Source organism: Mycobacterium sp., assembly GCF_049673265.1.
GTDB lineage: Bacteria > Actinomycetota > Actinomycetes > Mycobacteriales > Mycobacteriaceae > Mycobacterium.
In genome coordinates this window covers 1-19695 of sequence record NZ_JBATXN010000113.1, presented here as the reverse complement: position 1 = coordinate 19695, position 19695 = coordinate 1, and the positions used below count along the sequence as shown (strand labels likewise).

The following is a 19695-nucleotide window of genomic DNA, read 5'->3' as shown; positions in this document are numbered from 1 at the left end:
CACCTTGACCATTTCCGGGACGTTACTTCGCGTCGAACGTCACCGGAAGCGCATTCGGTGATCGAAACGGCTGCCCGAAGATATGCGGATCATCATCGGTGACAAGGTTGATGTTGGTCACCCGATCCAGCAGGCATTCCAACGCGACCCGCGTCTCCATGCGGGCGAGGTGCAGCCCCAGGCACGTGTGTTCACCGGCCGCAAACGAGATGTGCGGCACGTGCTTGCGGAAGATGTCGAAGTCTTGCGCGCGCTCCCACCGCTGCTCGTCGTGGTTGGCCGAGCCGATGCACAGGTCAACTGCCGACCGCGCGGGAATCGTGATTCCTTCCAGCTCGGTGTCTTCGGTGGCGAACCGCTGCACCGTGGTCAGTGGTGTCTCGAAGCGCAAGCCCTCTTCGATCGCCGGGGCGATCAAGTCGTGATCGGCTCGCACCGCGTCGAACTGTTCCGGATGGGTGAGCAACAAGAAGAGGAGGTTGCCCGATGACCGGTAGGTGGTTTCCAGCCCGGCGGGTAGTAGCAGCCGCAGGAAGGAGTAAATCGCTTCGTCGCTGAGCTTTTCGCCGTCGATTTCCGCGGTGACCAGATCACCGATGACGTCATCGGTCGGCTTGGCTTTGCGTTGCTCGATCTGGTCGAGGAAATAGTCCTTCAGTGCTGCGGAGGCTTCGAAGGCGCGCTCGTACTTGATCGTGTAGTTGATCAATTGCACCGCGCGGCGGCGAAATTCGGGCAAGTCCTCAGCCGGCAGGCCCAACAGCTTGGCGATGACCCGGGTGGGGAACTCGAAGGTGAAATTGCGGACGAGATCGGCTTCGCCGGCATCGATGAATTCGTCGATCAGTGCGTTGCAGATCGGTCGCACAACCTCGGGTTCCCAGCGCGCCAGGGCCTTGGACTTGAACGCCGCCGACACCAGGTTGCGGTGTTCGCGGTGCTTTTTGCCTCCCATCGCCAAGATGGTCGGACCGATGAACAAGCCGATCGTGTTGTCGTAGTAGGTCGAGCTGAAGACCTGGCCGTCGCGGAATGCCTTGTTGACTGCGTCGAACGACATCGCGGCGAAAGAGTTCTTGGGCCGCAGCGATTCGGGAGTTTTGGAGTAGTCGACGACCGTCCCGTGGAACACACCGGCCTCGCTGCGCTTCTTTGCGAAGTATGGATATGGGTCACGGATAAAGTCGGTGGGAAAGGCAGCGCTGACGGCAGTGTCTTGAACTGGACTATCCACAGTTTCCCCGTCTCGGCTACATGATCGTACTGTAAATATTACAGTAGCCTACATGGGCCGGGCCAGCTGTCGTAATCTAGGAGGCTGTGAGCGCCGCACGGCCGTTCGGACGCGTATCCGCTGCCGACTCAAGCGCCGATCGAGTCTTTCCACCGCCAGTGCCTGGGAGACATCTCAATGACCGAGCCGAAGACCATCGCGGATGATATTGGGCCGACGGCCATCTCTGCGTACTTTGTGCGCGATGAAGGTTGCTACGTGCCAACCGCAATCGCTCGCGGAGGGTGGGGCCCGACGATCAGCGGGCATGTCGTCGGCGGCCTCTTGGCCTGGGCGGTCGAACGCGCCGTCGACGACCCGCAGCTGCACCCCGCGCGGCTGACTGTCGACCTTCCCGCACCCACGGCACTGGAACCGGTGGAGCTGCACACTTGCGTCCACCACGATCGGCGACGATTGCGGCTCGTGGAGGCTGTCCTCATCCAACGGGGCGCCGCGGTGGCGCGTGGGAGCGCACTGTTTTTGCGGCGCGGCCAGCAGCCGGACGGAGATGTGTGGTCACCACCCGTGCAGATGCCGCCGCTACCGATCGAGCAGAACGGCAACCACCCTTCGCTTTTTATCCGGACCTACGGTTGGGGTGCCGGGGTACAGAATCCGGACCCTGAATGGGATGACGACGCATCTGGACCGAAATACACGTGGTTGGAGGAGACGCGTCCATTGGTGGACACGGAACCGATGAGCGCGTTCACTCGCGCGGCGATGGCCGGCGACGTCACGGCCTCAATCGCCAATTGGGGAAGCCGCGCGTTGCAGTTTATCAACGTCGACTACACCCTCACGCTGAGTCGCCTGCCAGTAGGACCCCACATCGGGCTGGCCTCACTTACTCACTACAGCAATGACGGGATAGCCACCGGCTCCGCCGTGCTCGTCGACCACAGCGGTCCGGTAGGCACTGGTATGTCTGTTTCATTGGCGCACTCCGGATTTCGCCCACCGTCCGCAATGCCGCCGACCTGAAAGTCGGAAACGGTCCGTTGGTTCAATCGCGACGGCGGGAACTCCGGCTGACCAGCCGCACACCGAGCTCGTCGGGCGGCACTGGATGGCCCTCGGCGCAACGGATTTCGACGGATGCTTCGGCGCCGCAACCCAGGTGAGTTAGGCGCAGCCGATTGTGGCCGGGCAGGTAATGTCGCCCCCACTCGAACATCGCCCACACCACTGGCATGAAATCGATACCGGCCTCGGTGAGCACGTACTCGTCGCGGGTGCGCTGCCCCGGCTCGCGATATGGCCGTCGCGTCAGTAGCCCGAGTTCGACCAATTCGGCCAGCCGCGCCGAGGCGGCTGCCTTCGTGATGCCCACCCGGTGCGCGAAGTCGTCGAACCGGGTGGTGCCGTAGTACGCCTCGCGCATGATCAGCATCGCGGACTTGGTGCCGACCGCCGCCATGGTCTTTTCGATTGAGCACTCGCCGACCGCCGACCAGGCGTCCCGATCCGCCAGCGCGCCCTGCAGAAGTGTCATGCAAATCACCTCCCATCTGGGTTGATTCTACTATACCTAGGTGATTAGCTGAGTATAGCCAACGATACTTAGCAGCGGCTCAAGGAGGAGTCATGGCATATCAGGGTCGAGACGCCGTCATCGTGGGTGCGGTACGCACACCGGTCGGCAAAGGCAAGGCCAGCGGCGCACTGCACGACGTGCTGCCCGCAGACCTGCTGGCGCACAGCTTGCGAGAACTGGTCCAGCGCACGGGTGTGGACCCCGGCCAGATCGACGATGTCATTGCGGGCGCCGTGACGCAGGTCGGCGACCAGGCGGTCAACGTCGCGCGTAATGCCCTGCTGGGTGCGGGTTTTCCTGAGGCGGTTCCCGGCACCACAGTTGACCGGCAATGTGGCAGCAGCCAGCAGGCCATCAGCTTCGCCGCCCAGGGCGTCGTCTCCGGCGCTTACGACCTGGTGATCGCGGGCGGCGTGGAGTCGATGAGCCGCGTTCCGATGGGCAGCTCGGTGCTCCCGGGCAGCAACCCATTCGGCGAGGACATGACGCGCCGCTATCCCGACGGACTGGTCCCGCAGGGCATCAGTGCCGAACTGATCGCCGCCAAGTGGGGATTCTCACGCACACAGCTCGACGAATTCTCCGCTGCCAGTCACGAAAAGGCAGCGCGGGCGACCAAAGAGGGGCTCTTCGACAACGAGCTAGCTCCGATCGCCGGGCTAAGCACCGACGAGATCATCCGGCCCGGCACCACCCTCGAGACCCTGGCCGGACTGAAGCCGGCCTTCTACGACCCGGCGGTGGAAGCGCGCTTCCCGCAGATCAATTGGGAAATCACGCCGGGCAACTCGTCGCCGCTTTCCGACGGCAGCGCCGCGGTGCTGATCACCAGCGGCGAGATCGCCAAGAAACTGGGCCTTCGGGCGCTGGCCCGGATTCACACCGCGACGGTGGTGGGCTCCGATCCGCTTTACATGCTGACCGGTGTTATCCCGGCCACCGACAAGGTATTGCGACGCGCCGGTCTGACGCTGGCGGACATCGACCTGTTCGAGGTCAACGAGGCGTTCGCGCCGGTCGTGTTGGCCTGGGCCCACGAGGTCGGGGCCGATCTGGCCAAGACCAACGTCAACGGTGGCGCGATCGCGATTGGTCACCCGCTGGGGGCCAGTGGCGCTCGCATCATGACCACGCTGGTCAACGCCTTGGAGCAGCGCGGTGGCCGGTATGCGCTACAGACGATGTGTGAGGGCGGCGGCATGGCAAACGCCACCATCATCGAGCGTCTGTGACGTCGGCAGGAGTCATCAAATGTCTTCTCACATCACCTCCAAGATCTTCGTCGTGGGTGGCACTGGAGCCCAAGGCATCCCGATCATTCGCGCCTTGGTCGCCGACCAGAAGTACTCCGTTCGGTTTCTCACTCGCGACTCCGCCTCGCGCCGAGCCGAGGACCTTCTCGCGCTGAACAACGTCTCCGTCCTCGAAGGCTCCCTCGCCGACGAATCGATTCTGCGGGAAGGATTTCGCGGCTGTGACGGAGCATTCATCAACATCGACGGATTCAACACCGGCGAGAAAACCGAGATCTACTGGGCGATCCGCACTTACGAGATCGCGATCGAAGAAGGCATCAAATTCTTCGTGTACGGCAACCTGGACTACGGGCTCAAGAAGGCGGGATACGACTCCAGATTCCGCACCGGCCACTACGACGGCAAGGGCCGGGTGGGCGAGTGGATCCTGTTCCAGAATCAGGTCAATGGTCATCGGATGGGAGCGGCGGTCTTCACCTCGGGCCCGTACATCGAAATGGCGATCTCACCCGGGACGCCCATGACACCTGCCGTGGAAAACGGTGTCTTGACATGGCGGGTCCCGCTCGGCGACGGAGCCGTGCCACATGTGTCGCTTGAGGATTGCGGATATTACGTTCGTTGGCTTTTCGACCATCCCGAGCGCGCCAAAGGCATGGACCTCGAGGTCGCCATCGACGATGTCTCCTACGCGAACCTCGCCGAGGCGTTTGAAACGGTCACCGGGCACCCAGCACGATACGTCGACACCGACCTGGACACGTACTGGCGGCAAGGCCCACTCAGCGCAATCGCGGACAGGCCTGCCGGCTACAACGCGGACCCAGATGACAAAAGCACCATGACCATCCGCGACAACTTCACCGGTTTCTGGCGGCTCTGGAAGCACCGAATCGTCAAACGGGACTACGCATTGCTCGATGAGATCCACCCGAATCGGATGAGAAGCGCTGAGGAGTGGTTCAGGAAAGAAGATCAGCGTGGAAGGGAACTGGGGAAGGGCGGCCTTTGGGAGAGGGTTAAACCGGAGAACTGGCGTCCGATTCTCAAGGTTGGTGAAGACATGAGGACAGGAAAGCTGTAACTAAGGAGGCGGCCATGCCGCGCGAGATTCGGTTTGACGGTGTGCGCGTGCGCTTCGACAGCGCCAAGAGCTACGACGAGCTGGTCGCTGCGCTGCGGGCCGACATCGGTGAACGGGCGGTGCCGATCAACGACATAGGCACGGCCACCGACAGTTGGGACGCCTACCGGGAACGGGTGGAATCCCACGTCGGCCCAAGCGGTTTCATGCTGTTCGGCGAGGTGGACCACGGCGCGTGGATCACCAAGGCGGGCATCGACCGCAAGGCGCTGCGGGTGATCCTCGGCAACCCGCTGATCGCGATCACGATGCTGCGCCACGACGTGACCGCGGGGTTGTTCGCCCCGGTCGAGATGCTCCTTGTCGACGAGGGCGATGGGCGCAGCAGCCTGACCTATGTCAAGCCGTCGTCGTTGATGGTCATTGAGCCGAACCCCGAATTGCTCAGCGCTGCAGAGCTTCTCGATGCGAAGCTGGCCGCATTGGCCACCAAGGTCACCAGCGACTCGTGAGCGACTAGAGCCAGCCGGTGCGGGCGGCCGCAACGGGCTCGGCCGGGGCTGGAGCCAGTTCGCCGTCTCGCACGCCGTCGAGCATCCGCTTCACCGCGGCGACAATCTCTGGGCCTGCCGCGGCGAGTCCGGTCAAGTCGGCCTTGCTGACCTCATCCGTATCGACGCCGGCCCGGGCCAGCACCGCGGCCGGATCCGCCAATTGATCGGCGACCCAGGACACCGGGTCGGCCGACAGCTCGGGGACGAAATGCCGGCGTGAGGGTTCCCAACCGTTGAATCGGGGGTGGTGATGAGCCCGGTCCAGCGTCCCGGGTGGGCTCTCTGTTGATCCGAAAATATCCACCCGCCACACCGGGCGGGAAAAGGCGATCGGAACGCCCGCGTAAATCGATCCGTGCGGCTCAGCCCGGTCGACGAGGCGCAGTTCCAACCTGACCCCCCGTTCCGGGGTTTCTTGACCTTCGAGCGGGTCCGGGTCGACGAAGTACATATCGCCGACCACGACACCCAGGGCGTCGAATCCGAACGCTGCGAGCATCGCGTACCTTTCGTTTTGTGCCACTTCGAGCGTAGACCCAGGTGGTGGCAGGCCATTAGGCTCATGTGTAGCCGATTGCCAGGAGTGTGGGCACATGCAGCTGCCGGTCCGGGAGTGGACGCATTGGGCGGCGGGGTATGGGCTGCCACGTGCGTCGCTGAAACTGCTGGCGCGGCGAGGTGATCCGCTGGCGCAGCTGCTGACGATCGACACCAATCCCGTTGACAATATTTATCCGCTCATCGAGCAAGTTCGCGGGCGCGGGCGCATGTCACCGGTACGAGGAGCCGGCTGGGTCAGTGCCGACGCGCAGATTGTGCGCGAGGTGCTGCGCGACGTCCGGTTCAGGACCATCAAACCTCAAGATCGGTCAACATTTCGGATCGTGCAGTGGGTCCTGGCCAAAACCGACCCCGGTGTGCTGAATCCGATCGAACCGCCGTCCATGTTGGTCACCGATCCACCGGAGCACACGCGGCTACGTCGCCCGGTCGCGCGGTCGTTCACCCCACGGGCGCTCGATGGACTTCGCACGCGTATTCAGGAAATCGCCGAGGGGCTGCTTCGCGGTCTGGAGGGCCGCGCAGAGTGCGATTTGGTCACTGAGTACGCCTCACGAATTCCCGTCGCGGTCATCGCCGAGATGATGGCAATGCCACCCGACGAGACGGATTATCTTCAGGAAGTCGCCGAGACCACAACGAGATTGATCGGCAGCACCACGGCATCCTGGCGCGACTTTCGGTCCGCGACGAAAGTTCTGCGGGAATTCGATCGGTACCTCGCTGGGCATGTCAAGCGACTAAGTCAAGACGACGCCGGCGACAGCCTGCTGTCCGACGTTCTACACAACGGCGACCTGACCGAAATCGAGATCAGGATGCTCGCTGGGCTGCTCGTCGGTGCGGGGTTCGTCACCACAAGTCATGTCATGGGCAAGGCCGTCGTAGCCCTCGTCCGTCATCCGGACCAGCTGGCCGTCCTGTGCGCTAACCCCGAGGGATGGCCCGACGCGATCGAGGAGATCCTGCGCTATGACACGGCAGCTCAAGTAGTCCCGCGGGTCGCCACCGAGGACGTTGACGTTCACGGATACCCCGTCCGGGCGGGCGAAGCGCTATTTCTGCTCGCGGGCGGGGCCAACCGCGACCCGGCAGCCTTTGAACACCCCGATACGTTCGACACACGCCGCGCTAACGCCCGCGAACACATCACCTTCGGCACCGGTGTGCATGCGTGCCTCGGTGCAGCGCTGGCGCGCATGGAACTCCATATCGGCCTGCAGTCGTTGTTCGAGCACTTCCCGCAGTTAACGCTCGCCGGCGAACCAGCTTTCAACAACAGCATTGGGCTGCACGGACTCAAACATCTACCGGTGTCACTCGGAGCGGCTCACTCCATTCGTTCGACCCATTGAGCGCGAGACGGTCCCGGCTCGAACGGCTCACTGAAGTACTGGGTTTCGTGGACCACCTCTTCGCCCTGGAATTCCATGATGCTGACTACGTAAGACGGTTGCCCGTCATAAGTCATGACGAGTTCGCTGATCCAAAGATCGCTGCCGCCAAGCAGGCGTCGCACGGTGAAGCGTTTCGTATTGGGCTGGGCGGCGCGCGACGCCTGAATGTTGGCTCGGCCTCGGATGCGTTCGCCGGATTGCGGATAATCGAGAACCGCATCAACTCGATAGATTTGGTGCTCCGTCGCAAAGTCGTTGGCGTCGGAGGCCTCCCAGTGTCGCCGCAAGGCGGCTCGCGCGTCGTCATCACCCACGGCGATCAGCCTCGGCTTCTAGTCGTTCTCAGCTTGCTCGCGCGCCCAGCGGTAGTCGGCCTTGCCGGACGGGCTGCGTTCGATGGCCGCCCGGAAGACGATCGCCTTCGGAAGTTTGTAGCGGGCCAACGACTTTCCGGCATGTGCAATCAGTTCCTCGCCATCGGCACGTGCGTCGTCGGCGAGCGCAACCACGGCCACCACCTCCTGGCCCCACCGCTCGCTCGGTCGCCCGGTAACCACAACGTCGGCCACCGATGGATGCGACGCGATCGCGGTTTCGACCTCCTCGACGAAGATCTTCTCGCCGCCGGAATTGATCGTCACCGAATCGCGGCCCAGCAACTCGATCACGCCGTCGGCCCGGTGGCGGGCGCGGTCACCGGGTATGGCGTACCGGATGCCGTCGATCACCGGGAAGGTGGCGGCCGTCTTGGCAGCGTCACCCTTGTAACCGAGGGGCACGTAACCGCGCTGGGCCAGCCAGCCCATGCCTTCGTGTCCGGGTTGCAGGAGCGAGCCGAAATCTTCGGCGGCCACAAAGGTGTCCGGTCCAGGGTTGAAAGTGCCGGTCGACACCGCGCCGGTGACCGATAGGTGACTCATCTGTGCACCGGTCTCCGACGATCCCACGCCGTCCACGACCATGATGTTCGGCAATGCCTTGATCAGACGCTCTTTGACATACGGCGTCAGCAGCGCACCGCCGTTGGCGACCACCGCCAACGACGACACGTCGGCGATGCCTTTCTTGACGGCGGCAAGCAACGGACGGGCCATGGCATCCCCGACCACCGTCACTGCGGCCACCTTCTCCCGCTCGATGGTGCGGACGACATCGTCGGCATCGAGATGGTCGACGACGGCAGGGAAGACCAAGGTCTGCCCGGTCGTGATTGCCATCATGACGCTCCATTGCGCGGCACCATGAATAAGCGGAGGCAAGATGAGGAGTTTGGTGCCGGGGCTGGCGGCCACCCGCGCGACGATCTCGTCGATGGAACCGACAGTCTCGCCGGTCATCAGATTTCGTCCGCCGAAAGACGTCATGAAGATGTCATGCTGGCGCCACAGCACACCTTTGGGCATTCCGGTCGTGCCGCCGGTATAGAGGACGTACAGATCGTCAGGCGAGCGCTGTACGGGCGGTGGTGCCCCCGAACTCGCTTCGACGATGCTGTCGTAGTCCACCGCACCGTAGACCAAGTCGTTACCCGAGTCGTCGGCGATCTGAATCAGCACTCGTAGCTGCGGAAGTTCCGGCAAAACTTCGGCCACCCGCGGCGCGAACGCGGCATGGTAGATCAGCGCGGTCGCGCCGGAATCAGCGAGCAGATACTGCAACTCACTCTTGACATAGCGGAAGTTGACGTTGAACGGGGCGACGCGCGCGGCGAAGGAACCAAGCAACGCCTCGACGAATTCATTTCCGTTGTAGGCGTACAGGCCGACGAGATCCTGCCCGACCTCGTGACCGGCAAGTGCCGACCGTTCGATGTGGCAGCCCAGCCCCCGCGAGCGCAGGTACTTGGCGAGCCGGTTCGACCGCTCGACGATTTGCGCGTAGGTATAGCGTCGCCCGCCCTGGATGATCAGCTCGCGGTCGCCGATCGCGGCAGCGATGGCTTGGACCACGGCGGGCACCGTGAATTGTGTTGCGATGTCAGACATCAGGCCTCTCACGGCTGGTGCGGAAGTAAGCGGACCATCAGGCCGTTGGCTTCGCTGAGTAGCGTGCCGTCGGCCGCTGTCATGGTAGCGGCGACGAATGCCTTTCTGCCGTCGATCTCGGAGATCCGGCCATAGGCGGTCAACGGCTCATCGATCGGGGTGATGTTGCGGTAGTCGACATGCAGGTAGGCCGTGCGGCTGGGGGAAAGCCCCGCGGTTGACACGATCATCCCGAAATGCCAGTCATAAAGCAGCGGGATCATGCCGCCGTGCACGGCGTTGTTGCCGCCCACATGAGATTGCGTGAAGCGTCCTTCCATGGTGACGCCGTCCGCGGAGTCGGTGATGGTCCACGGTGGCAGGAGGGGATGGCCTAAACCGGGCAGGTCGATGACTCGCCCGGCCGGGGCTCGGCCCTCCGGCACCTGGTGGTCTTCCAGTATTGCGCAGACGTTTTCGATGTGCTCGGCAGCGGTGACCCACATCGGGCTGTCCGGATTGGTCGATACCGTCAGGTCTTGCAGGCGGCGCACTGCGGCGACGAACCGGCCCAGGCCAGGGGGAGTGTCCAGCGGTTTGAGCTCTGGAAATCCGCCTCGGACTTCGGGTGCTGTGTCGGTCATTGCTGCGTCCATGCCCCGAGCAGCTCGTCGGTTGTGGTGATGGTCGCGAGCAGCGACAGCGTGTTGTCAATGACGGCCTCGCCATACTCGGTGGGTATGCCAGCGACGGCATCGCGCGGCACGACGACGCGATAGGCGGCGTTGACCGCGTCCATGACCAGGTTGGGGATCGCGATATTCAGCGAAACACCGACCACGACGATCGTGGACACGTCGAGGTTCCGCAGCACGGCGTCGAGGTCCGTGCCGCCCATCGGGCCGACGCCGTGCCACCTACTCAACACCAGATCGGTTGGGTCAGGCCCCAATTCGGGCAACACGGCTGCTCCGGCCGTGCCGGGAGCGATGTCGACGTCACCGCGCCCGATGCTGAAGATCTTCGCATTGTGGTTGGAGCCAAGCCCGTCGGGTCGTCGCTGCACCAAACAGTGCACAATGTGCACGCCTGCCGCCCGAGCCGCCGGCAGCAACCGGGTGATATTCGGGAGCGCAACGCGGCGTGCTTCCTTGGCGAGTGCCGCCAACCCTGCGTTCGGGCCGATCACCGCACCCTGGCACTCCTGAGCGACGATCGCGGTGTGCTCGGGTGCCGCGAGCTCCGCCACATCGATCATGCGGGCACTTCGTAGAACCGGTTCGCCCACGTCCGCAGTGCCATATACCCTTTCGCGTCGACCTTCGAGAGGGCCGGATGTTCCACATACTTCTGGTAGCGCCAGATTTGCAGATCGTCGAAGACCGTTGACAAGAACTGTTTTTCGATGAGGTCGCGTAGCTTGCCCTGCGGCACGTCGGAGGCATCGCCGGGGGATCGGGGCCACCAAATCGAGTAGAACAGATCCGAACACTCGTCATCGACGGGCGTGCAGGTGAAAATCAGCCGATGGTTCTGCGCGCCCTCGAAGACGCTGATCGCCCCACCCAGACCGAACAAATGGCTGTGGAAGCGCAATGCCAGATCGTCGGGATTGTCGCTACTCGCGTCCGGCCAGCCGGCGATGAATTGCCACTCGTGATCGACGATCTTCCAGTCCAGCACGCGCGGTGTCACCGTGGCGTGGTGTACATACTCGAAATGAGCGCTGTCGGGGGCGTTTTCAGCCACGATCTGCGGATGTACCGGTTCGCGCTGCGCGCGCCGAGAGAACTCGGGATAGGCCCGGTAGTAGGCCGCCGGATCGGTCTCGAATTGCGGGAATTTACGGAAAATGTCTGGCATCTCCCATTGCGGTTCCTTGCCGTCGGGCTGATGCCAGATGAACACACAGTCGTACTGCTCGCGGACCGGAAACACTCGCAGCCGTAGCGCCCGATTGGGGCGGTCCGGCTGATAGGGGATGTATCGATTGGTGCCGTCGGGGCCCCAGCGCCACCCGTGGAAGGGACATTGGACGCAGTCGCCGACCACCTTGCCGCCGTGGCCGATGTGAGCGCCCAGGTGTTTACAGTGCGCCTCGAGCACATGCAGCTCGCCGGCCTCGTCGCGGTAGGCCACCAAATCCTCACCGAAATAGTGCAGCGGGCGGACCTCGCCGATGGGAAACTCAGGGGACCAGCCGACCATGAACCAGCCGGTGACTTTCCAGGTGAACGGGACCTTCACGCGGGATCCTCCTGCCGTCGTCCCACAGATACTAAATACGTTACAGTATAGATTTCGGGCCAAGGAGGCGTAGCAGGGTGGCTGATGATCTCGAAGCGATTCGCCAGTTGAAGGCGCGTTACTGCCGTTTTCTGGACTTGAAAGACGCCGAGGGGTGGCGCAGCGTGTTCACCACCGACGTGGTGGTCCAGCTCGATATGGCACCTGCCATCGGCGGGGCCGACCCGATGACGGCTCCGCCGGTCGAAGGCGTCGACAACTTCGTGCCATCGGTGCTGGCCAGCCTGGAGAACGCCGCCACTATGCACCATTGCCATACCCCGGAGATCACCCTCACCTCACGCGCGACCGCGACCGGCATCTGGGCGATGGAGGACTGGATCATCTTCCCCGGCGGGCAGGAGTTGCACGGCGCCGGTCACTACCACGAGACCTACGAGAAGCAAGACGGCACCTGGCGGATCAAAACGTTGCACCTGACCCGAACCATCCTGAAGATCACCGGTGGCGATGACGACTGAACTCGGACGCGCTGGTCATCGGCGCGGGGTTCTCCGGCCTCTGGCTTAGGTGAACGACATGTCATTGGCGACACGAGGCTTGGGCTTGGCCAGAGGGGTCACCCGCGAGCTCAGCATGCTTCTGCCGCGTACCGTGGCCGGGTTGAACGAGTCGACGGGCTGGGCGCCGGCCTCGCCGCGTGGGGTCCGTCAGTTCGGCGAGGTGATGCTGGATGAGATTGTCCTGAGCAGCTTTTCGCTGCTGGCCGGTAGCCCACCAGCTGCGCGGCCGATGAGTGCATGTGCCGCGGCCGCTGAAGAACTGTCCGCACTTGGTATTGACCGCGCACATGCGAGCCCAAATCCGTTGCGAGCGACTGCGGTAGAGGCGCGACGTATTGCGGGCCTGACCTATGAGCGGATGTTTTTCGAGCATGATCCGCTGCTGCCGGCCACTCTGGAAGCCGAGGGCCTGGGCGGCACGGCGAGGGCGGTCGTACATCTGTGCCGGCATAGTGACGGCCCACGGCCATGGCTGGTGTGGGTACACGGCGCCGGTCAAGGCGGCACCGAAGACCTGTTGTTGACCCGAATCGGCCTGATTCATCACAAGTTGGGGTTCAACATCGCGATGCCGGTCCAGCCCGGCCACGGTTGCCGGCGCCGCGAATGGCCGGCCTACCCGGACGTGGATCCGCTGGGCAATGTGGCGGGCATGATGCGTGCGGTGTCCGAGGTACGCGCGGTGGTGGCTTGGGCACAGCAGCAGTCCACCGCGGTTGTGGTGGCGGGGATTTCGATGGGCAGCCCGGTCGCCGCGCTTGTTTCCCATTTGGAGAAGCAGGTCGACGGCGTCGCGCTGTATACCCCGATTCTGGGGCTCAACGCGATGATCGCGCGCCACCTAGGGCGGTTCGGACAATCCCGTAATGACTTCCGCGAACTCTTGGCGTCCGCCGAGGTTTCGAAGCTGACCTCGGTGATCGACCCGTTGTCGGTCACCCCGGCACCGCCGCCGCAGCGGCGGCTCATCGTGGGGGCATGGCATGACCGGATGGCGATGCGTGAGCCAGCTCTCGCGTTACAAGAGCGGTGGGGTGGCCAGTTCTACTGGTATGACGGAGGCCATGTCGGCCACGTGTTCTCCCGGCGGGTACACAAGGTCACCGAGCGCTTCCTGCGCGGCGTCGTGCAGGAGGCGTCGATCCGTACTGCTGAATGATCCGGGCGCGAACGCAGTTCAGCTCGTCATCGAGGTCGTGCGCTTGTGGCACGGCAACCCACTGAAACGCGATGCCGAACACCGCCGCGGTGATGTCCTTGACGGCGGGATCGATATCGATACCGGATCGGACCGAGCCGTCCTCGATGCCGGTACGCAGGCCCGCCTCGACCTTGACCGCGCCACTCACGAGTTGGGTCTGGACCCGTTCGCGCAAGGGCGATGTCGTCTTCGCCGCCTCGAAAGTGGCCACGAACATCGCTCGCAAGAGCTCGCGGTCCTCGCCAAGGATTTGCTGAATCCGATCGAAGTGCGCGAGGACCTGCTGCATACCAGTGATGGTGGGATCGGGATCCGGGTTGAGCCGCTTTACATATTCGCCAAGGAAGACCTCAAGGATGGCGTCCTTACTGCCGTACCGGGCATGCACCATGGCGCGGCTGTATCCCGCGCGGCGCCCGATCTCTGCGGCCGTGGTTGCTTCCCAGCCCTTCTCCACGATGAGTTCAGCCGCTGCGTGCAGCAGGCGCCGGCTCGACAACTCCACGCGCTCGGGTTGCGTAAGCCCGCGTACAGGGGAAGGCACGGTTGCATTTTAAACGCTCGACAACTATGTTAGTTGTTTATCGTCAAATATCTTTTGGGAGCTCGAGGTGACACTGGCCGAAGCGCGCGTGCCCCGCGCAATCGACGAGGTGACTACACAGTGGCTGAGCGAAAGGCTGTGCACTGACGCCGTCGGTTCGAAACCGCTGACTATCAATGCCATTCGCGTCGAACAGATTGCACAAGACACTGGGTTCTCGTCGCTGTTATACCGGGTCCACTTGACAGGCGGCCCCGGCGTGCCGTCGACCGTGATCGTCAAACTGCCCGCCCAGTCCGAGGCTCGGTGGGCGATGGACATGTTGGGCGGCTACCGGCGGGAGTTGTCGTTCTACCGATACGTTGCGGGCAGGGCACCGATAGCAACACCGCATGTGTACGCCGCCGGGATTGCTGAGGAATCAGCGGATTTCGTGCTGGTTCTCGAGGATCTGCGGGATTGGGACAATGCCGATCATCTGGCGGGCCTGACGATGCATCGGGCCCGGTTGTGCATCGAGCAGTTGGCCGGCATGCATGCCTGGTCGGTCACCGCCGCCGGCCCGGAACTCCACTCGTTTCCGAGCCTTGACACGCAGATCGCCCGCGAAGTACTGCATCCCGCGTTCGAGCTGGGATGGCGGGTATACCGCGACAAATCACCGGCGGCGGTTCCCGCCGCGGTGGCTCGCTATGCCGAACGATTCGTGCAACTGGCCCCGCAAGCGCTGGCTGTCTTGACGGCGCGCCCGATGCTGCTGCACGGGGATATCAGGGCCGACAACATGTTCTTTGACGGGGACTTGTTGAAGATCGTTGATTTTCAGTTCGTATCTCGAGGTGTCGGCGCGGTGGACGTCGCTTACCTGATCAGCCAAGGATTGCCGACCCAGGTACGCCGCGGACATGATGAGCAATTGGTACGCGAGTACCTCGCCTGGCTGGCTGACGATGGCGTTACCGATTATTCGTTCGACGAGGCGTGGCGGCATTATCGCTTGGCGTCCGCCTATCTCATGCTGCTGCCCGTCATTACCCTGGTCGGGTGGGACACCATGCCGGAACGCTCACGCGCGCTTTGCCTGAAACTAACCGAGCGCGCAGTGGCCGCAATAGATGACCTAAAGGCGACCGAGGTCTTCGAATGAGCCCCGCAGCCCGCACTTCCCGCGAAGTGGTCGAGCTGTACAACTTGGTGGTCTGGAACGAGCGCAACCTGGATCTGGCGGAGGAGTTGTTCGGCGACAGCGTCATCCGGCACGAGGTCGGTGATGCGCACACGCTGACCCACGCGCAGGCGGTCCAGCGGGTCGCCGACATGTGGCAACTGTTCGACAAGTTGCGCTTCGATTTGAATATCGTCATCGCCGGCGACGACGGCGAGCACGTCGCGATCGTCTACGACTCGTCAATGACCACTACGGACGGTACCCAAACCAACGTCGCCAGCATTGAGGTATTCCGCGTCGTCGACGGCAAAATCACCGAGGTCTGGAATTGCGGCTACAAGCAAGGAGTTTGGAGTTGACCGATCCGACGCTTGACGAATTGGGCTACTACCTGCTGGCAGGAGCCGGCGGCGAGGGGCCGGCAACCTTGGTGGATGAGGCTCGCCGCGGCGAGGAACTGGGTTTCGGTACCGCATTCATCTCCGAGCGCTGGAACGTCAAAGAAGCGTCCTCGCTGACCGGGGCGGCGTGCGCAGTGACCAGCCGGATGCAAATCGCCACGGCTGCAACGAATCACAACACCCGACACCCGCTGATCACCGGATCGTGGGCAACCACGATGCATCGCCTCTCCGGCGGCCGTTTCACACTGGGCATCGGTCGGGGGGTGGCGGCGATGTATGCGGCGTTCGGAGTGCCGGCGGTGACGACCGCACAGATGGAGGATTGGGCACAGGTCATGCGCCGGCTGTGGCACGGCGAGCTGATCTTCAACCACGACGGGCCCATGGGCAAGTACCCCGTCCTGTTTCTCGACCCCGACTTCAACGAAGACATCCGACTGGCGCTGGTCGCTTTCGGACCCAACACACTTGCGCTCGGCGGCCGGGTTTTCGACGACGTCATCCTGCACACCTACTTCACCCCGGAGACGTTGCAGCGCTGCGTCAAGACCGTTAAGTCAGCCGCCGAAAAAGCGGGCCGCGACCCGGACAGCGTGCGGGTGTGGTCCTGCTTCGCGACAGTTGGCGACCACCTGCCCGAAAAGTTGCGGCTGAAGAAGACCGTCGCGCGCCTTGCCACCTATCTGCAGGGCTACGGTGACCTGTTGGTTCAGACGAATAATTGGGATCCGGCTGTGCTGCAACGTTTTCGGACGGATTCGGTGGTGACGTCGATCGCCGGCGGGATCGATCACAAGGCCACGCATGAGCAGATCGAACACATCGCGACGTTGATTCCGGACGAATGGCTGGAGCCGTCGGCCACCGGGTCGGCTGCGCAGTGCGTGGCTCGCATCCGCAAGGAATTCGATTACGGCGCCGACGCCGTGATCATGCACGGCGCGACGCCCGACGAGCTTGAGCCCGTCGTCGCGGCGTATCGAGAAACGGAATAGGACAGACATGTCAAAGTACTTGAAGGACAAGGTCATTATCGTGACCGGTGGGGCCAGCGGCTTCGGCAAGCTGATTTCGGAAAAGTGTGCCGCCGGTGGCGCCAAGGTCGTCGGCGTCGACGTCAACGCCGGAGGCTTGAACGAGGTCTTCGACGGCATCCGGGCCTCCGGCTTCGAAGGCACCGCCCATATTGCGGACGTCACCGACATGGCCCAGGTTCAAGCGGCAGCCCAACACGCCGTCGATACTTACGGCCGTATCGACGTGATCGTGAACAACGCCGGCGTGATGCCGCTGGCGTTTTTCGCCGACCACGAACGTGCCTGGGAGAAATGGCACAAGGCGATCGACATCAATATCAAAGGTGTCGTGAACGGCATCTCGGCTGTCTACGACACGATGATCAAGCAAGGCCGCGGCCAGGTCGTCAACATTTCCTCCATCTACGGCAACGCCGGAACCGAGGGCTCCGGCGTCTACAGCGCCACCAAGGCGGCCGTCGATGTGCTCTCGGATTCGTTGCGGGTTGAGGCCCAAGGCAAGATCAAGGTGACCACGGTGAAGCCGACCGGCGTCCTCGGAACCAATCTCGCCAGCGGTGTCGTCAACGAGGCTGCGGCCATCGGCATCACCGGACACAAAGCCGCCCAGTTCTTCGAGAATGCCGGCAATTTGCTGAACGGAGCCCTGCGACCCGAGCAGGCGGACGTGGACTCGGTGCAGTACTGGCTGATCACTCCCGATGACCTGGCGAACGCGGTGGTACATGTCATCGACCAACCTTGGGGTATCAACATCAGCGACGTGACGGTGCGGGCCAGCGGCGAGAATTACATCTGCTGACCTGGCCGACAGCATCTCCGCTAACCCGACCTAAGAACTGCTTGAATCCAACATTAACTTCAGATAAGAAAGATGCGATGACGCAGATCACGGTATAAGGCGGGGCGCAGCGATGACTCGACACAAGTTACTCGTGCATCTTGGCGCCGTTGGCGCGATGGTAGGCATGGCCACCGCGCTAAACAGTGCAGCCGCGTACGCCGACCCGGGTGACCCGCTAGCGGGCAGCGATACAGCGATCATCCTTGGCGGAACCGGCGAGCCGATGCCGTCGACCGAGTTCGCCCAGGCCGCCGAGGATCTGTATCTGCACCCGCTGGGTTTCGACGAAGGCGCGACCGGCTCGACGGTCTGCGACATGATCGGGACCGACCCGTGCGCCGCGCCGCTGCAGGTGCTGACCACACCCGAGCTGTTCCAGCAGGGCCCGAGCAGTCTCACCGACGCGGACGACGTCGTCCTCGCCGTGGAGAACGAATTCAACGCCGATCCGGGCGCGTTCAGCGCCGAGCACCCGCTGACGATCTTCGGATACTCCCAGAGCGCCACCGCCGAGTCGATCGCAATGACCCGACTCGAAGAAGCCGGCATCCCCAGCGACGACCTGCATTTCGTGTTCATCGGCGACCCCTCCACCCCAGTCACCGGCGCTTGGTCCAACCTGGAAGCGGACATGGACTCGGTGCTCGGCTCGAGCACGACGAACGCTCTGCTCAACCTTTTCGACATGAACGAGGTGCTTGGCAACGTGACGCCGGACGATGCGTACCCGGCGACCATCTACAGTTTCGACCCCGATCCGGTTTCCAACTTCCAACAGGTCTTCGAAGCCGAGGGCCTGTCCGGCGCGCTGCTGAACATATTCGGCACGCACGTGGAATACCTGGGTTTGACGCCGGCCCAGATCGCGGATGCGACCACGTCGACCGACGGGGATCTCACCTTTGTCAACATCTCCGACAGCGGTGTCAACGATGCCGACGCGTGGCTTACTGCATTACTTGAGCACGGGGTTGCCGACAGCGGACCATTGCAGAGCGTATTCCAGTCCCTGGAACTGTTGTTCTTCAATACATATTGATCCGAGTCATGGGCGCACCCAAATGGGTGCTTGTGCGACTGCTCGCGCGGAGAACTCAGGGCATGATGACGGTCCGGCTCACCGGCTCGGCGACGGCTTGCCGGCTGGACAGTCCCCGAATCAACGAGGCCAGCAGCGCATCTCGTGTCTCGCGGGGATCGATGAGCTCGTCGAAACCCATCCGCTCGGCTGATAGGAAGGACGCCTGCAGCTCCGCGTCGCGCAGCTTCGCCGTGAGATCTTCGCCAGCATGCGACGCTCGGCTCAACGCCGCGGCGCTCATCGCGCCCATCGTCGCGCCGGGGTAGGCGAACGTCGCGACCTGGTCGTCAAAACTCAGCAGCGACATGACCATCGAGCCGAACCCGTACGCCTTGCGTAGCGTGAGGTGCAGCTTCAGTGTGGTGGCCGCGGTCTGGGCGGCGAACATCCGCGCGCCGGCCCGCAGTACGCCGCTGCGCTCGGACCGGCTGCCGGGCAGCATGCCGGGATTGTCGGCGAGGAAGACGATCGGCAGGTGGAACGAATCGGCCACCATGATGAAGTGGGCCGCCTTGTCGGCGGCGTCAGCGTCGATGGAGCCGGCCAGCACCTGCGGCTGGTTGGCCACGACAGCGACCGGATGCCCGCCCAAATGGGCCAGCGCACAGATGATCGCCTTGCCGAACAGCGGCTGGACCTCGAACCAGTCCGGTCGGTCGAAGATCACGTCGAGCACGGCGCGCATGTCGTAGACGCGGCGGTTGTCGCGGGACACGATGTCGAGCAGTTCCGGCGTCTGACGCGTTGTGCTGGTCTCGTCGGAAGCCACTGACGACGGGTACGACCACGCGCTGGACGGGAAGTACGACAGGTAGCGCCGGACTTCGTCGAGTACGGCTTCGTCGTCCTCGGCGACGTTATGGATCACCCCGCTGGGCAATGCGACATCTGGCCCACCGAGGTCCTCTTTCGAAATGTCTTCTCCGGTAGACTCTTTGACCACAGGAGGCCCGGCGGTGAAGATGGCGCCTTGCCTG

Annotated in this window: 22 protein-coding genes; 12 read left to right on the top strand and 10 right to left on the bottom strand. The window is 63.2% G+C overall.

Annotation, left to right across the window (positions count from 1 at the left end; all coding sequences use genetic code 11):
- Positions 1-22: 22 nt before the first annotated feature.
- A complete protein-coding gene (locus WBF82_RS03790; protein WP_424381763.1) occupies positions 23-1234 on the bottom strand; it encodes a cytochrome P450 in 1212 nt (403 codons plus the stop codon).
- A 177-nt stretch (positions 1235-1411) separates the two neighbouring features.
- Between WBF82_RS03790 and WBF82_RS03785 the strand changes: the two genes are divergently transcribed.
- Complete coding sequence (locus WBF82_RS03785) at positions 1412-2260, top strand: acyl-CoA thioesterase domain-containing protein (RefSeq protein ID WP_424381762.1); 849 nt, start codon at positions 1412-1414, stop codon at positions 2258-2260.
- A gap of 22 nt (positions 2261-2282) precedes the next feature.
- Here the strand turns inward: WBF82_RS03785 and WBF82_RS03780 are convergent, their stop codons facing one another.
- Positions 2283-2771 (bottom strand): winged helix-turn-helix transcriptional regulator, encoded by a 489-nt coding sequence (locus tag WBF82_RS03780; protein ID WP_424381761.1) that lies wholly within the window; start codon positions 2769-2771, stop codon positions 2283-2285.
- A gap of 92 nt (positions 2772-2863) precedes the next feature.
- Here WBF82_RS03780 and WBF82_RS03775 point away from each other — a divergent pair, with 92 nt between their 5' ends.
- Genes WBF82_RS03775 through WBF82_RS03765 form a run of 3 tightly spaced genes read left to right on the top strand, consistent with a single transcriptional unit; the run spans position 2864 to position 5665 of the window.
- Positions 2864-4045, top strand: a complete 1182-nt coding sequence (locus WBF82_RS03775) for a thiolase family protein (protein WP_424381760.1) — start codon at positions 2864-2866, stop codon at positions 4043-4045.
- A 19-nt stretch (positions 4046-4064) separates the two neighbouring features.
- Complete coding sequence (locus WBF82_RS03770) at positions 4065-5153, top strand: NmrA family NAD(P)-binding protein (protein WP_424381759.1); 1089 nt, start codon at positions 4065-4067, stop codon at positions 5151-5153.
- 14 nt (positions 5154-5167) lie between these two features.
- On the top strand, positions 5168-5665 hold the full coding sequence (locus WBF82_RS03765; protein WP_424381758.1) for a DUF302 domain-containing protein: 498 nt from the start codon (positions 5168-5170) through the stop codon (positions 5663-5665).
- A 4-nt stretch (positions 5666-5669) separates the two neighbouring features.
- Here the strand turns inward: WBF82_RS03765 and WBF82_RS03760 are convergent, their stop codons facing one another.
- Positions 5670-6206 carry a hypothetical protein gene (locus WBF82_RS03760; RefSeq protein ID WP_424381757.1) on the bottom strand — a complete coding sequence of 179 codons (537 nt, stop codon included), beginning with the start codon at positions 6204-6206 and terminating at the stop codon, positions 5670-5672.
- 94 nt (positions 6207-6300) lie between these two features.
- On the opposite strand from WBF82_RS03760, the gene WBF82_RS03755 reads away from it, so the two are divergent.
- Positions 6301-7623: a cytochrome P450 gene (locus WBF82_RS03755; RefSeq protein WP_424381756.1), complete on the top strand. Its 1323-nt coding sequence runs from the start codon at positions 6301-6303 to the stop codon at positions 7621-7623.
- Here the strand turns inward: WBF82_RS03755 and WBF82_RS03750 are convergent.
- The 5 genes from WBF82_RS03750 to WBF82_RS03730 are packed head-to-tail and all read right to left on the bottom strand — an operon-like array spanning position 7599 to position 11876.
- Positions 7599-7979 (bottom strand): nuclear transport factor 2 family protein, encoded by a 381-nt coding sequence (locus WBF82_RS03750; RefSeq protein ID WP_424381755.1) that lies wholly within the window; start codon positions 7977-7979, stop codon positions 7599-7601. The two genes, WBF82_RS03755 and WBF82_RS03750, sit on opposite strands and share 25 nt — an antisense overlap.
- An 18-nt stretch (positions 7980-7997) precedes the next feature.
- On the bottom strand, positions 7998-9650 hold the full coding sequence (locus tag WBF82_RS03745) for an acyl-CoA synthetase (RefSeq protein ID WP_424381754.1): 1653 nt from the start codon (positions 9648-9650) through the stop codon (positions 7998-8000).
- 8 nt (positions 9651-9658) lie between these two features.
- On the bottom strand, positions 9659-10273 hold the full coding sequence (locus WBF82_RS03740) for a PaaI family thioesterase (RefSeq protein WP_424381753.1): 615 nt from the start codon (positions 10271-10273) through the stop codon (positions 9659-9661).
- A complete protein-coding gene (locus tag WBF82_RS03735; RefSeq protein ID WP_424381752.1) occupies positions 10270-10887 on the bottom strand; it encodes a cysteine hydrolase in 618 nt (205 codons plus the stop codon). The genes WBF82_RS03740 and WBF82_RS03735 overlap by 4 nt, the downstream gene beginning before the upstream one ends.
- The gene (locus WBF82_RS03730) at positions 10884-11876 is read right to left on the bottom strand and encodes a Rieske 2Fe-2S domain-containing protein (protein ID WP_424381751.1); all 993 of its coding nucleotides are present in this window, start codon (positions 11874-11876) and stop codon (positions 10884-10886) included. The genes WBF82_RS03735 and WBF82_RS03730 overlap by 4 nt, the downstream gene beginning before the upstream one ends.
- 77 nt (positions 11877-11953) lie before the next feature.
- On the opposite strand from WBF82_RS03730, the gene WBF82_RS03725 reads away from it, so the two are divergent.
- Both WBF82_RS03725 and WBF82_RS03720 read left to right on the top strand, forming a co-directional pair.
- The gene (locus tag WBF82_RS03725; protein ID WP_424381750.1) at positions 11954-12397 is read left to right on the top strand and encodes a nuclear transport factor 2 family protein; all 444 of its coding nucleotides are present in this window, start codon (positions 11954-11956) and stop codon (positions 12395-12397) included.
- A gap of 58 nt (positions 12398-12455) precedes the next feature.
- On the top strand, positions 12456-13598 hold the full coding sequence (locus tag WBF82_RS03720) for a PHB depolymerase family esterase (RefSeq protein ID WP_424381749.1): 1143 nt from the start codon (positions 12456-12458) through the stop codon (positions 13596-13598).
- Here the strand turns inward: WBF82_RS03720 and WBF82_RS03715 are convergent.
- On the bottom strand, positions 13540-14184 hold the full coding sequence (locus WBF82_RS03715) for a TetR/AcrR family transcriptional regulator (protein ID WP_424381748.1): 645 nt from the start codon (positions 14182-14184) through the stop codon (positions 13540-13542). The genes WBF82_RS03720 and WBF82_RS03715 overlap by 59 nt on opposite strands.
- Before the next feature lie 67 nt (positions 14185-14251).
- On the opposite strand from WBF82_RS03715, the gene WBF82_RS03710 reads away from it, so the two are divergent.
- The 5 genes from WBF82_RS03710 to WBF82_RS03690 all read left to right on the top strand — a co-directional run bounded on the left by WBF82_RS03710 (position 14252) and on the right by WBF82_RS03690 (position 18676).
- A complete protein-coding gene (locus tag WBF82_RS03710) occupies positions 14252-15331 on the top strand; it encodes a phosphotransferase (RefSeq protein ID WP_424381747.1) in 1080 nt (359 codons plus the stop codon).
- Entirely contained in the window at positions 15328-15711 is a 384-nt protein-coding gene (locus WBF82_RS03705) for a nuclear transport factor 2 family protein (RefSeq protein WP_424381746.1), read from the top strand. The genes WBF82_RS03710 and WBF82_RS03705 overlap by 4 nt, the downstream gene beginning before the upstream one ends.
- Positions 15708-16751, top strand: coding sequence for a TIGR03857 family LLM class F420-dependent oxidoreductase (locus WBF82_RS03700; RefSeq protein ID WP_424381745.1), 1044 nt, complete (start codon positions 15708-15710; stop codon positions 16749-16751). The genes WBF82_RS03705 and WBF82_RS03700 overlap by 4 nt, the downstream gene beginning before the upstream one ends.
- Before the next feature lie 7 nt (positions 16752-16758).
- A complete protein-coding gene (locus WBF82_RS03695) occupies positions 16759-17595 on the top strand; it encodes an SDR family oxidoreductase (RefSeq protein ID WP_424381744.1) in 837 nt (278 codons plus the stop codon).
- A gap of 166 nt (positions 17596-17761) precedes the next feature.
- Positions 17762-18676: a PE-PPE domain-containing protein gene (locus WBF82_RS03690; RefSeq protein WP_424381743.1), complete on the top strand. Its 915-nt coding sequence runs from the start codon at positions 17762-17764 to the stop codon at positions 18674-18676.
- A 55-nt stretch (positions 18677-18731) separates the two neighbouring features.
- On the opposite strand, the gene WBF82_RS03685 is transcribed toward WBF82_RS03690, so the two are convergent.
- A partial coding sequence (locus WBF82_RS03685; protein WP_424381742.1) for a carboxyl transferase domain-containing protein occupies positions 18732-19695 on the bottom strand: 964 nt, incomplete at its 5' end.

Bases quoted from the DNA above. Each gene is read 5' to 3' on its own strand.
- WBF82_RS03785 (WP_424381762.1), top strand. From the start codon at position 1,412: ATGACCGAGCCGAAGACCATCGCGGATGATATTGGGCCGACGGCCATC.
- WBF82_RS03780 (WP_424381761.1), bottom strand. From the start codon at position 2,771: ATGACACTTCTGCAGGGCGCGCTGGCGGATCGGGACGCCTGGTCGGCG.
- WBF82_RS03775 (WP_424381760.1), top strand. From the start codon at position 2,864: ATGGCATATCAGGGTCGAGACGCCGTCATCGTGGGTGCGGTACGCACA.
- WBF82_RS03770 (WP_424381759.1), top strand. From the start codon at position 4,065: ATGTCTTCTCACATCACCTCCAAGATCTTCGTCGTGGGTGGCACTGGA.
- WBF82_RS03765 (WP_424381758.1), top strand. From the start codon at position 5,168: ATGCCGCGCGAGATTCGGTTTGACGGTGTGCGCGTGCGCTTCGACAGC.
- WBF82_RS03760 (WP_424381757.1), bottom strand. From the start codon at position 6,206: ATGCTCGCAGCGTTCGGATTCGACGCCCTGGGTGTCGTGGTCGGCGAT.
- WBF82_RS03755 (WP_424381756.1), top strand. From the start codon at position 6,301: ATGCAGCTGCCGGTCCGGGAGTGGACGCATTGGGCGGCGGGGTATGGG.
- WBF82_RS03745 (WP_424381754.1), bottom strand. From the start codon at position 9,650: ATGTCTGACATCGCAACACAATTCACGGTGCCCGCCGTGGTCCAAGCC.
- WBF82_RS03740 (WP_424381753.1), bottom strand. From the start codon at position 10,273: ATGACCGACACAGCACCCGAAGTCCGAGGCGGATTTCCAGAGCTCAAA.
- WBF82_RS03735 (WP_424381752.1), bottom strand. From the start codon at position 10,887: ATGATCGATGTGGCGGAGCTCGCGGCACCCGAGCACACCGCGATCGTC.
- WBF82_RS03720 (WP_424381749.1), top strand. From the start codon at position 12,456: ATGTCATTGGCGACACGAGGCTTGGGCTTGGCCAGAGGGGTCACCCGC.
- WBF82_RS03705 (WP_424381746.1), top strand. From the start codon at position 15,328: ATGAGCCCCGCAGCCCGCACTTCCCGCGAAGTGGTCGAGCTGTACAAC.
- WBF82_RS03695 (WP_424381744.1), top strand. From the start codon at position 16,759: ATGTCAAAGTACTTGAAGGACAAGGTCATTATCGTGACCGGTGGGGCC.
- WBF82_RS03690 (WP_424381743.1), top strand. From the start codon at position 17,762: ATGGCCACCGCGCTAAACAGTGCAGCCGCGTACGCCGACCCGGGTGAC.